The sequence below is a fragment of the Microbacterium sp. IO18 genome (assembly GCF_049099505.1).
In the GTDB taxonomy this organism is placed as follows: domain Bacteria; phylum Actinomycetota; class Actinomycetes; order Actinomycetales; family Microbacteriaceae; genus Microbacterium; species Microbacterium aurugineum.
Genome location: NZ_JBMJAF010000001.1, coordinates 2,210,846 through 2,223,142 on the forward strand (window position 1 = coordinate 2,210,846; position 12,297 = coordinate 2,223,142).

Consider the following 12,297-nt stretch of genomic DNA (forward strand, 5'->3'; position numbering starts at 1 on the left):
TTTGCCCTTCTCAGCAGAAACTCTTGCTTGGAATATCTACCAGGGGCGAGCTGACCGTTTCACCAAAATGCTGCACAATGATCTTAACCGCGGCGTCGTCATCAGTCGAGTCGCATATCGCGGTCTTCAGGCGCGGACTCAAGTTCGTGCTTGAGCGAGTGGTAATAAAAAGCGTTGATCTGCCTGTCGCTTCGGCAATCAGTAGATCATCTCTGATTTGGGCAGTATATCCAAGTCTATTGGTGTTCTTGGTCTCCCTGAGGAAGTCGGCACCCGTCCTGTCCGGGATTCGATTGCCTGTGAGTTCGTACCCCGGGAATTGATCCTGCTTGAACAAGACTTTGCTCTCGCCTGGCCGATTTCCGGCAGCTTGTTCCCCGAGCTTTCCCTTCACGTGCGGCGGAGCCGACGGTTGCACGACTGGTGCGTCGGGCGGATACCAACCGCATGGCCCAACCGCACCCATGGGTCGCACGCCAGAGTAGGGAGAAGCTCCTGACGGGACAATGTTGCCGCCGACGCCGCAGGCCTGTCCCGCAAGCTCGTCAGCCTTGGTCTTGTTCTTCTTGAGAAGACTGACCGCGTCGCCGACCTTGTTGACGAAGCCGACGACCTTGTCGGCGAGCTTCATGATCAGCGGAATCGACTCCACCAGCTTGGCGAGCTTGCCCCAGGGCGCGAACCCGATGAGCGCCATGAAGCATGCACCGATGTCACCCTTGGTGACGCAGTCCATGATGTCTGTCACACCGATGAGGTCGAGAAGGACCTTGCCGCCTTCTTGAATGATGAAGTTCAGCAGAGCATCCGGCTGACTCAGCGCGTGCGCCTCCTTCAGCCGCTGCACCTCGGCATCGCCACCGAGTGCGTATGCCGCATCGATCTGCGCCTGAGTGAGCTCGCCCTCTTTGCCCGCAGGCGGCGGGAAGTTGTCTGCCCCGTCTTCCGCGCGCTGCTTCGACGCGGCAATCTCGCGAGCATCTGTCGCGGCCTTCGCGGCCGCTTCAGCGTCGAGCCCGGCGTCCGTCGCCGAGGCCGCCGCGCGACTCGCCGCGTCGTTGGCCCGTGCTGCAGCAGCGCTGGCCGACTGTGCCGACGACGTGGCTTGGGCGGCGAACCCGTTGGCCTTCTGCGCGTCTGCGGTTGCGGCCGTCAGCGCCTGATGCGCGCGGTGCGACGACTGACGCGCTTCGTTCTCCGAGGCAGTCGCCTGGTTGGCCGAAGTCGCCGCCTTCGCCGCCCAGCCCTGCGCCTGTTGCGCGTACTGTCGAGCCAACTCGGCACTGTCCTGCGCCTCCTGTGCGGCCTGTCGCGCCGTCGCGGCGGCCTTCTCCGCGAGAGCGGCTGCCTCGCGAGCAGCCGCAGCCTGCTGGTCGGCCAGGTGCAGCATGCTCTGCATCTGAGCGACGTGAGCGGCGGTGTCGTTGTCCCGCTTGGCAGCCTCGTACTGACCTTGCTCCAGGAACTTCTTCAGCGAAGCCCGAGAGCCCTCGAGGGCGATGTTCGCGGCTGCCTTCACCTCGGGACCGCCCGTCGAGCTGAGCGCGAAAGCGGCCGCTCGCTGATCGATCTCGAGCGCGTTGTACTGCCCCTCAGCGATGAACTTCGCGAGCACAGTGGGATCATCGGCATCCAGCGCGCGGTTCGCCTCGCGCTGCATCGCCGGCCCTCCGTCGGTGGCGAGCACGAATGCGATCTGACGGTTCTCGAGATCGCGGATCTCAGGAAGCCGCTCGTTGAGGAACTCAGCGACGTACTCTTCACCGTTCTCGAGGACGTCATAGGCCTCGCTCTGCAGCATCGTGTTGTCGCCGTCGTACAGGAGAGCCTTCGCCTCATCCCACTGGTCCTGCTCGAGGGCGACGCTGTACCCGTTCTTGAAGAACTCGACCACGGCCTCGTCGTTTCCGACGACCGCCTGCTCCGCCGCTGCCGCGACCCACGGGGTTCCCGACGTGATGAGGGCGAGCATGGCCGAGCGCGCTTCCGGCAGCAGCTCCTGCAGGTTCGCGTCCGGGGAGGTGATCTTCTTCAGGAAGGCGCTGCTCTCCGCGACAGCGGCGACGCCCTCTTTCTTGGCCTCGTCCTCGAGCTCTTTCGCTTCAGCTTCTTCGGCGGCGGCGATCTCCGCCTGCGCAAGCCCGAACTCCTCTTCCGCGGCGAGACGCTCCGCGTCAGCCTTCCGCGCCAACTCGAAGATGGTCTTCGCCAACTCGACATCGTTCGTCGCGGCGTCGGCAGCGTCAGCCGCCTTTTCCGAGGAGGCCGTGGCTCGAGCCGCCGCGCCTTGCGCGACACCGGCCTGAGCAGCCGCGGTATCGGCCTCGATCGCCGCTGCCTTCGCGTTGTCCGCTGCGCGACCGGCCGCATCACGGGCCTGCTGCGCGACCGCCGATGTCTCGGCGGCAAGGCGGTCCGTCCGCGCCGTGGCGGATGCGGCGCGGTTCTTTGCTGCATTCGCCTCCGCTGCAGCCGCCCGCGCTTGCGCGGCAGCCGCCGACGACACTCCTGACGCCTGGGATGCCTCGGTCGCATACCCGGCCGCTTCGCCGGAGTAGCCGGCCGCAGCTCCCGCCGCCTTTGCCGCACGGTTCGCCGCGTTCGTCGCCGTCTCCGCTTCTGCCGCCGCACGCTTGGCCTTGGTCGCCTTGTCCGCGGCGTCGCGCGCCTTCTCCGCCTCGGCTCGCGCCGCTGCGGCCATGCCGGCTTGGCCCGCAGCGTTCGCCGCCGCACCATCGGCACTCGCGGCCGCACGGTTCGCGCGGGCAGCCGCGGAGGCTGCCGTCCCTGCCGCGCTCATCGAGGCGTTCATGGCCTGATGGGCTGCGGCTGCGGCCTGCACAGCGAGATCGGCCGCATCGGCCGCCTGTCGAGCCAACGCGGCCGCCCGCGTCGCCGCAGCACTGGCCTTCTCGGCGTTGCCCTGCGCGGCTGCGGCCTGCTGAGCGGCCCGTTGGGTGGCCGCCTTCGCAAGCTTGGCCGCGAGGACAGCCTGCGCGGAGGCGTTGTCGGCGTTGCGACGCTCTTCCTGGGCGACCAGGTTCGCGGCGATCACCTGGCTCGTCAGCTGAGCGATGGTCGCGGCTTCGGCGTCACGCGCACCGGCGACGAACTGCCCATAGCGCAAGAAGTCGGCGACGGCCTGCGTATCGTCGGAGCCATCCGGCAGCGTCGCGTCCAGTGCGGCCTCCGCCGCCGCGACGACGCTCGGCGAACCCGTGGTGGCGAGCACATATGCCGCTGCCCGGTTGTCGATGATCTTGGCGTCGTACTGGCCGATCAGCAAGAACTGCGACACCGCGCTGGAGTCCTCCGAGTCCAACGCCTTGTTCGCCTCGCGCTGCACCGTCGGCGTTCCCGTGTCCGCGAGCACGAACGCCGCCGAGCGGTCGTCGACCTCCCAGGCGTCCTTCCATCCCTCCGTGACGAACGCTCGAAGCTGGTCGGGGTCGTTCGCCGTGAGCACGGACTCCGCCTGCTGGCGGACAGCACGTCCACCCGCAAGGCTCAGGCGCAGCGCGATGAGGCGGTAGTCCTGGGCGATGGCCTCATGCTGCCCCGTGGTGATGAAGTCCTCGATGCTCTGGCCGCCCTTGAGCAGCGCCTCCCGCGCGGCCGCCTGGACCGCGGGCCCCCCATCGGTGAACTGCGTGACCACTCCGGCCGCGTCCGTCGACGGGGTGAAGAGCCCTGCTGGCGCGGACACCTGCGTGCGCACGGCCGCGGCCGCAGTCGCTGCAGACGCTTCGAGCGGCTGGAAGAGCCCGACGGAGACGACGACCGTCATCAGCATGGCGGCGCAGGCGAACGGGAGTCGCCGCACCGGTGCGAAACGCAGGCGTCGACGGTGAGATCTGGTCTTCATCGCAGGACTCTTCTCCAGGGGGTCACGAGGTATCGAACCGCGTGGAGATCGCAGTCGTTCGGCGACGGATCCCTGGAACGAATTGCGGCGCGTGCGCGCACGAGCACGTCGGAATGCACGCAAACCACGACTTCGAAACAGGACCGTCACGCTTCGACCGTGGGCTTGCGGCGGTACTCGTTCGGGACTCTATCTGTCAGCTGTGAGTCCTGTCTGTCCCCCGAATGTCCGACTTGACGCTGGGCACTTCGTGTGGCGTGCGTGCTTTATGCGACATATGACTGCAGCGCGCGTCCGTGCGCGCAACGCGACGCGAGACGCAGGACGGGCGATAGCCCTCGGATCGTCCGAAATACGAGGGTGGATGTCGCTCCGGCGGCTCGTCCGGTGTCGGAAGCCCCTGCCAGGATCGAAGGATGTCACGAGCAGCATCCGGCGAGCCCGGTATCCGCATGAACGCCGAGGCGCCGAAGAGTCAGGGCGCGCTCGTGCTCGTCGCCGCGCTGGTCACGGTGGTGCTGTGGGCCTCGGCGTTCATCGGCATCCGTGGTGCGGGCCCTCACTACGACCCGGGCGCTCTGGCGCTGCTGCGGATGGCGGTCGGCACCGTGGTGCTGACGATCATCGCCGTGCGGCACGGGATCCGCATCCCCGCCCGTCGCCACTGGCTCCTCGTGGCGGTGTGGGGCATCGGCTGGTTCTGCGTCTACAACCTGGCCCTCAACAGCGCTGAGTTGACACTCGATGCGGGGACGGCCGCGATGGTGGTGAACCTCGCGCCGCTCATGGTCGTCGTCTTCAGCGGACTCTTCCTCCGCGAAGGCTTCCCGAAGCCCCTCATCATCGGCGCCCCGATCGCGTTCCTCGGGGTCGTGCTGATCGGCATGAACTCCTCCACCAGCGCCGGCCCTGACATCACCGGATTGTTGCTCGCCCTGCTCGCAGCCGTCATGTATGCCGGGTGCACGCTCGTGCAGAAGCGCCTGCTCACCTCCGGCGTCGATCCGACCACCCTGACCTGGCTCGGTGCGGGCGTCGGCACCGTCGCGCTACTGCCCTGGGTCGGCAGCCTCATCGACTCCCTGCAGACCGCACCACTGGACGCGACGCTGTGGGTCGTCTACCTCGGGATCTTCCCCACGGCGATCGCCTTCACCACCTGGGCCTACGTCCTGCAGCGCAGCACCGCGGGACAGACCTCCGCCACCACCTACGTCGTGCCCGCGATCGCGATCCTGATGTCGTGGGCGATCCTCGGCGAGGTGCCGACGCCGCTGATGTTCCTCGGCGGAGCCCTCTGCCTGCTCGGCGTCCTCATCACACGACTGCGGTGGCGTCGCCGCACCTGATGCCGAGAACCGCCGGGGCGAGTGACTACAGTTACGACCGGAGGCGAAATGACGACCTGGTGGCCCTACGCGCGACTCGCGGCATCTGTTCTCGCGGTGGCTGCCATCGTCGCCCAACTGGTGCGGACGCTCGAGATCGCCATGCTCTCGGAGACCGAGTGGGGCTCTCACCTCCCCACGGTGATCGTGAACTTCTTCAGCTTCTTCACGATCCTCTCCAACGTCCTCGCAGCCGTCGCGCTCGTCATCGGGGGCCTCTGGGGCATCCTCAACCGGAAGACCACGAGCCCCGAACCGCGCTGGCTCGCTCTGATCCTGGTCTGCGCGAGCACCTACGCCATCGTCACGGGGATCGTCTACAACACGCTGCTCCGCGGGATCGAGCTGCCACAGGGGGCGACGGTCCCCTGGTCCAACGAGGTGCTGCACGTGATCGTGCCGCTGATCATGCTCCTCGATCTGCTCTTCGCGCCACGACGCCGCGCGCTGGGCTGGAGCGCCGTGGGGGCCACCGCCGTCTTCCCCCTCGTGTGGGTCGCGTACACGATGATCCGCGCGAACCTGGTGATCTCGCCGGCGACCGGGCAGCCCTACTGGTACCCGTATCCCTTCCTGAACCCGCACACCGTCCCGGGCGGCTACCTCGGGGTCTCCGCCTACATCGTCGGCATCGCGATCGCGATCATCGCCGTGGCCGCCGGCGTCGTCTGGATCGGCAGGCGCCGCGGCACCACCCCGATCGACTTCTGACCTGCCTCTGACGTCTCCGCCCCTCGCACCCGGAGTGGGCGGAGGGGCGGAGGCGTCAACAGAGACTCAGGTGGTGGCGAGCGCCTCACGATCGTCGTCGCGAGGCTGCCCCTCGATGATCCGCGCCGTCTCGGTGGCATCCGGGTCCACGTCGAGGTAGCGCTCGAGCGAGTCGTCGAGTTCTTCCAGCCACGGCGTGTGATGCACGACCGCGAGGGTGCCGGTCATGACCGACTCGTACGTACGGTCGCGGTAGCCCATGATGTCGTCCTTCTTGTCGCGCTTCCACGCGAGGAAGATCTCGACCACCCGGTCGATGTCGAACTCCGGGTAGTCCGTGAGCTGCAGCAGATCGCGGATGTAGTCCGCCTGGAAGCGGATCTCCGCCGCGGCCGAATCGATCTGCCCGAAGCGCGTGCGCCACTCGGCGATCGATGCCGCCCGCTCCTGCTCGTCGGGCAGGGACAGACGACCGAGGATCAGGTCACGCACGTACCAGGCCTGCGCATCGAACATGTTGAACGTGAACCACTGGTCCTGCGCGCCGAGGTAGGCCAGACGGGGATTGCCCTGCCAGAGCACTCCGCGGTACAGCCCGTCGGGGTACACGTTGTTCGGCGAGGAGAGGGCGAGGTCGTCCGGCAGGAACGGGTACTTGTGCAGGTACCCGGTGCAGAGGATGACCGCGTCGACCTGCTTCGAGGTGCCGTCGGCGAAGAACGCGGTGCTGCCCTCGAAGCGTTCGAGGACCGGCCGCTCCTCGATGCCCTCGGGCCAGTCGTACCCCATCGGCGCGGAGCGGAAGCTCGCCGTCACCGAACGGGCCCCCATCTTGAACGCCTGGCTGCCGATGTCCTCCGCGGAGTAGCTCGCGCCGATCACCAGCACATCCTTGTCTTCGAAGGCCTCGGCGCCTCGGAAGTCATGGGCATGGCTGATGTACCCCGGGAACGTCTCGATACCGGGGAACTCCGGCACGTTCGGGAAGGAGAAGTGTCCGCTCGCGACGATCACGCGGTCGAACTCCTCCACGGACGATTCGCCGGAGGGCAGGTGCTCGCTGGTGAGGGTGAAGACCTCGCGCTCGTCGTCGAACTCCACCCAGCGGACCACGGTCTGGAAGCGGATCAGGTCGCGCACGTCGGTCTTCTCCAGGCGACCGGCGATGTAGTCCCACAGCACCGGGCGCGGCGGGTAGGAGGAGATCGGGCGACCGAAGTGCTCGTCGAAGCTGTAGTCCGCGAACTCCAGCGCCTCCTTCGGGCCGTTCGACCACAGGTTGCGGTACATGCTCGAATGCACCGGCTCGCCGAACTCGTCCAGTCCGGTGCGCCAGGTGAAGTTCCACTGCCCGCCCCAGTCGGCCTGCTTCTCGAAGCAGACCAGCTCGGGGATGTCGGCTCCCGCACGGGCTGCGGACTCGAAGGCCCTCAGCTGCGCCATCCCCGAGGGTCCGGCTCCGATGATCGCTACTCGTTCTCTACTCGTCACGTATTGTCCTCATACTCTTCAGTCATGTATCGGCACGGCCGCTTCCGAGCGAGGAACAGTTCTGTCCCGGTGGGAGCGGAGAAGCTCGACCTGCCCGGAAAGCGGCTGCTCTTCGACGTTAGCAGTGTCCGCCACCGGCACCGGGGGTCGCGCCTGCCCGCCACCTGCAGGATTCTCGGACGGATGCATGACCTGGGCTCGGCGGGTCGTCCTGCATCCGTCATCCGGTCATGCAGGTGGACACAGCGATTACGCTGGTGCGCGGGGGATGGCCGCGACGCGCGTCCCTGAACGAGGGAGCCTACAGATGACCGAGTCCTCCACGCCCGACCCGCGGACGATCGCCGCACCGCCGCCTCCGCCCGCCCCTGCACCGCCGGCACCGGCCCCCGCGCCCGCCGCGCCCGCCGCACCTGCCCCGTCCGCCGCCCCTGCCGCACCCGCAGCGACGAAGGCCGCGCCGACCGACGCCGAGCTCAGGAGAGCCGCCGAGGTGCTGCGGATCATCTCCGCCTCCTACTCCGCCAAGATGGTCGGCCAGGATCGGCTGCGCACGAGCCTCCTCGTCTCCCTCATCGCCGGCGGTCACATCCTGCTGGAGAGCGTTCCCGGCCTGGCGAAGACCACGGCCGCCAGCACTCTCGCCGACACCGTGAAAGCGCAGTTCAAGCGCATCCAGTGCACGCCCGACCTGCTCCCCAGCGACATCACCGGCAACCAGATCTACGACGCGGCGACGGGCTCCTTCCGCACCGTGCTCGGTCCGGTGCACGCGAACTTCGTGCTGCTCGACGAGATCAACCGCTCCAGCGCCAAGACCCAGAGCGCCATGCTCGAAGCGATGCAGGAGCACCAGACGACCATCGGCGGCGAGGTCCATCACCTGCCGAAGCCGTTCCTCGTGATCGCGACGCAGAACCCGATCGAGCAGGAGGGCACCTACGAGCTGCCCGAGGCGCAGATGGACCGCTTCCTGCTCAAGGAGATCGTCGAGTACCCGAGCCCCGCCGAAGAGCTCGAGGTCCTCAGCCGTATCGATTCCGGTGTGCTCGACCCCGACCGCCATGTGAGCAGCACGGTCAGCCTCGACGACGTGCACCTGCTGCAGGACGTCGCGAGCCGCATCTACGTCGACCCCGCGATCCGGAACTACATCGTGTCCATCGCCTACGTCACCAGGAACCCGGCGCCGTACATCGGCGAGGAGCGCGCGCGCTTCATCAAGTACGGCGCGAGCCCCCGGGCGAGCATCGCGTTCCTGCAGGCTTCGCGGGCACTGGCGCTGCTCAAGGGGCGCGCACACGTGCTGCCCGAAGACATCCGGGAGCTGCGGCACCTCGTGCTCCGCCACCGCGTGCTCCTGACGTTCGAGGCCGACGCCGAGGGCATCCGCAGCGAGGAGATCATCGACCAGATCTTCGCGTCGGTCCCCACTCCCTGACCCGTTCATGGCCAGCCTGATCACGCAGGTGAAGAGCAAGCTCTTCATCCACTCGACGCGCAAGTCGCTGCACGCGCTGGACGGCGCCTACGCGTCGCTGCTGCACGGGCGGAGCCTCGACTTCGAAGACCTGCGCAAATACGAGTACGGCGATCAGGTGCGCGACATCGACTGGCGGGCGACCGCGCGGCTGGGCACTCCCCTGGTCAAGCGCTCGCGCGCCACACGGATGCACACCGTGTTGTTCGCCGTCGACACCGGCCGCTCGATGTCGGCCCTCGCCGCCGACGAACGCTCGAAGAAGGAGCTGGCGATCCTCGCCACGGGGATGCTCGGCGTGCTGACGCTGCGCCACGGCGACGATTTCACGACGGTCTACGGCGACTCCGCGAAGGTGCGTCGACTCGCGCCAGGCCGCAGCGAGGGGGCACTCGAACATGCCCTGCGCACGATCGACCGCGCGATCGACGAGAGCTCCGCACCGAGCGACCGGGATGCACTGCTGTCGTTCATCACGCGCACGATCTCGCGCCGGATGATCGTGGTCGTCGTCACCGATGAGGCCGCCGTGACGAGCGAGACCGAGCGGATGCTGCGGCGCCTGCGCGTGCAGCACGACGTCCTGTGGCTCACCGTGCGTGACGCCGACCCCGTGCTCGACCACGCGACCGGGCGCATCCGCAGCGACGTGGACAGCCGCTGGCAGGTGCCGGACTTCGTGCAGGGCGACCGTGGCATCGTGCGAGAGCTGACCGCACAGCGCGACGCCGACGCCGCGCACCTCGCCGAGCTCCTCACGCGGATGGAGATCAGCCACGCCTCTCTGGACGGACAGGACGACGCCGTCACGCAGCTCCTGCAGCTGCTGAATCGGAGGTCGAATGCCCGGCTCTGACGAGCTCTACCCGCCCGCACAATACGGCTGGGGATGGATGCTGCTCGCGATCGGCATCCTGCTCCTGCTGATCGCGGGGGCCTGGCTCCTGATCCTCCTCACTCGCCCCCGGCGCACCCTGTCCGTCGGCGAGCAGAATGCCGGACAGACACCGCTGATCGTCGACGTGCTCTCGCAGCTGCGCACCGAGTACCTGACGCGCATCCAGCAGATCGAGACCGACTACCGCGAGCGCCGCCTCTCCCCGCGGCAGGCGAACCTCGAGCTCAGCCGCGTCGTGCGGACGTTCGTCAACGAGTACAGCGGCTTGGAGGCTCCCGTCCTCGCGCTCGATGACCTCGTGGCACGGGGCGTCCATCCCGCGCTCATCGATGCGATGGGCAGGCACTACTACCCGAGCATCTTCCGGCAGGGACCCGCGATCGATCCGGTCGCCGGTGCCGAAGCCGCCCGGACGGTGGTGCGCTCATGGCACTAGCGAATCCCTGGGTGCTTTTCGCCGCCGCGGCGGTCGTGCTGATCGCGGTGGCGATCGGCCTTGTCCTGGGTCTGCGCCGGAGCAGCCGTGGTCGCGCGGCGGACACGGCCCGGATCGCCCGCGCCGAACGGCTCCGCACGCTGCCCACCTTCCGTCAGGCGCTGGCGCGGCGGGCGGTGGCGCTCTCGGGCATCCTCGCCCTGGGCGCGGTCACGGCGCTCGTGGCGGGGGTGGTGTCCGCCCGACCGATGTCGGCGCAGACCGTCCAACCGGTCAACACGAGCCGCGACATCATGCTGTGCCTCGATGTCTCCGGATCCATGACCGAGGTCGACGTCGAAGTGCTGACCGTGTTCGACGAGCTGCTGGACGGCTTCGAAGGTGAGCGGATCGGGCTGACGATCTTCAACAGCTCACCGGTGCAGATCTTCCCGCTCACCGACGACTACGACTTCATCCGCGAGCACCTCGAGAGCATGACCCGGAGCTTCGACTACGGCGACCAGGTCCCGGAGCACTGGCTCGGCACACTCAACGGCGACGGCGCCTCGCTGATCGGCGACGGCCTCGCCGCCTGCACGATGGGCTTCGACCACCCGGACGACGACCGCTCGCGCTCGGTGATCTTCGCCACCGACAACGAGATCAACGGCGCCTCGATCGTCACGCTCGACGAAGCGGCTGCCTACGCGGCGTCGAAGGGCGTACGCGTGTTCGCCCTGAACCCGGTGCAGGGCAAGGACGCGGCGGTGAGCGCGGAGCTCACGGCCGCCGCGGAAGCCACCGGTGGCGCCGCGTTCGGCCTGCGCGACACGACGACCGTCTCCGACATCGTCACCCAGGTGCAGGAGCAGGAGGCCACCGAGCTGCGGGGAGAGGCGCAGGTGGTCTGGACCGACACCCCCGACCTCTGGATCGCTCTGCTCTCGATCTGCCTCCTGGCCTTCGTCGTGGTGCTGTGGAGGGTGCGACTGTGATCTTCCATCCCGTACTCGCTCCGTTGCTGATCGCCCTGATCTGCCTCCCGATCATCGCCCTGGTCGTGTGGATCCTGGTGCGACCGGCGAAGGCGACGGCGGCTGCCTCGTCCGCGCCAGGCTCCCTCGCCGGACACCGCGCCCTGTGGGCCATGCGCCTGGTGCTGGTGCTCGCCTGCGTCGTGATGCTGCTGCGCCCCGGCATCCCGGGCGGCGCCACCCAGACGCTCGCGACCGACACCGACATCGTGCTCGTCGTCGACACCACGGCGAGCATCGTCGCCGAGGACTGGGGCGACGGGGAACCTCGACTCGACGGCATCCGCGACGACGTGCGCGCGCTGGTCGAGGAGTACCCGGGCGCGCGCTTCGCCCTGATCACCTCGGACGCCGCCGCCGAGTTGCGGATGCCCCTCACCACCGACACGACGGCCCTCCTGGGCTCGCTGGACGTGCTGCGCCCCGAGGTCACCAGCCAGTCGCGCGGGAGTTCGATCGGCATCGCCGCGCCGCTGCTCGCGGAGACACTCACCTCGGCGGCCCAATCCTCACCCGACCGGTCGCGGATGGTCTTCTACTTCGGTGACGGCGAGCAGACCGTCGACACCCCGCCGGAGTCGTTCAGCGCGAGCGAGAAGTACACCGATGCGGGCGGCGTCTTCGGCTACGGCACGACCGAGGGCGGACCGATGCGCATCACCACGGGCGATCTCTCGGACAGCGGGACCGGCTATATCCAATACCAGGGGTCCGACGCCCTCTCCGTGATCGACGAAGGAAACCTGGAGAGGATCGCCGACCAGCTCGGGGTGGACTACCAGCGCCGGACCGCGGACGCCGAAGCCGTACTGCCCGAGGCGCCGTCGACGACGACCGACTACGCCGAGTCCGGAGAGGTCGGCAACGCCATCGAGTTGTACTGGGTCGCGGCGCTCGTCATCCTCCTCATCCTCGGCGTCGAGCTCGCCCGCGCCACGATGCTGATCGCGCAGCTGCGGCGACTGCGCGCGCCCCGGGAATCCCTCCGGCAACCGGGAGGCACCTCGTGACG

9 protein-coding genes are annotated in these 12,297 nt (G+C 68.1%); 7 read left to right on the plus strand and 2 right to left on the minus strand.

All coding sequences use genetic code 11. The annotated features are described in order from the left end of the window. Positions 1 to 10: 10 nt before the first annotated feature. Complete coding sequence (locus ACLF6J_RS10540) at positions 11 to 3,865, minus strand: putative toxin (RefSeq protein WP_134352633.1); 3,855 nt, start codon at positions 3,863 to 3,865, stop codon at positions 11 to 13. Between the two features lie 416 nt (positions 3,866 to 4,281). Here ACLF6J_RS10540 and ACLF6J_RS10545 point away from each other — a divergent pair, with 416 nt between their 5' ends. Both ACLF6J_RS10545 and ACLF6J_RS10550 read left to right on the plus strand, forming a co-directional pair. Further along, positions 4,282 to 5,214, plus strand: a complete 933-nt coding sequence (locus ACLF6J_RS10545) for a DMT family transporter (RefSeq protein WP_047522118.1) — start codon at positions 4,282 to 4,284, stop codon at positions 5,212 to 5,214. A gap of 48 nt (positions 5,215 to 5,262) precedes the next feature. Continuing rightward, positions 5,263 to 5,964: a Pr6Pr family membrane protein gene (locus ACLF6J_RS10550; protein ID WP_134352632.1), complete on the plus strand. Its 702-nt coding sequence runs from the start codon at positions 5,263 to 5,265 to the stop codon at positions 5,962 to 5,964. A gap of 66 nt (positions 5,965 to 6,030) precedes the next feature. Here ACLF6J_RS10550 and ACLF6J_RS10555 read toward each other — a convergent pair whose 3' ends face one another. Then, entirely contained in the window at positions 6,031 to 7,455 is a 1,425-nt protein-coding gene (locus ACLF6J_RS10555; protein ID WP_261811755.1) for an NAD(P)-binding domain-containing protein, read from the minus strand. A 307-nt stretch (positions 7,456 to 7,762) separates the two neighbouring features. Here ACLF6J_RS10555 and ACLF6J_RS10560 point away from each other — a divergent pair, with 307 nt between their 5' ends. The 5 genes from ACLF6J_RS10560 to ACLF6J_RS10580 are packed head-to-tail and all read left to right on the plus strand — an operon-like array spanning position 7,763 to position 12,295. Then, the gene (locus ACLF6J_RS10560) at positions 7,763 to 8,896 is read left to right on the plus strand and encodes an AAA family ATPase (RefSeq protein WP_244093555.1); all 1,134 of its coding nucleotides are present in this window, start codon (positions 7,763 to 7,765) and stop codon (positions 8,894 to 8,896) included. Positions 8,897 to 8,903: 7 nt separating this feature from the next. Further along, positions 8,904 to 9,791, plus strand: coding sequence for a DUF58 domain-containing protein (locus tag ACLF6J_RS10565; RefSeq protein ID WP_134352630.1), 888 nt, complete (start codon positions 8,904 to 8,906; stop codon positions 9,789 to 9,791). Further along, positions 9,778 to 10,269, plus strand: coding sequence for a hypothetical protein (locus ACLF6J_RS10570; RefSeq protein ID WP_134352629.1), 492 nt, complete (start codon positions 9,778 to 9,780; stop codon positions 10,267 to 10,269). The genes ACLF6J_RS10565 and ACLF6J_RS10570 overlap by 14 nt, the downstream gene beginning before the upstream one ends. Next, complete coding sequence (locus tag ACLF6J_RS10575) at positions 10,260 to 11,246, plus strand: VWA domain-containing protein (RefSeq protein ID WP_244093553.1); 987 nt, start codon at positions 10,260 to 10,262, stop codon at positions 11,244 to 11,246. The genes ACLF6J_RS10570 and ACLF6J_RS10575 overlap by 10 nt, the downstream gene beginning before the upstream one ends. Then, positions 11,243 to 12,295 carry a VWA domain-containing protein gene (locus tag ACLF6J_RS10580; protein ID WP_134352628.1) on the plus strand — a complete coding sequence of 351 codons (1,053 nt, stop codon included), beginning with the start codon at positions 11,243 to 11,245 and terminating at the stop codon, positions 12,293 to 12,295. Before ACLF6J_RS10575 ends, ACLF6J_RS10580 begins: the two co-directional genes overlap by 4 nt. Positions 12,296 to 12,297 lie beyond the last annotated feature (2 nt).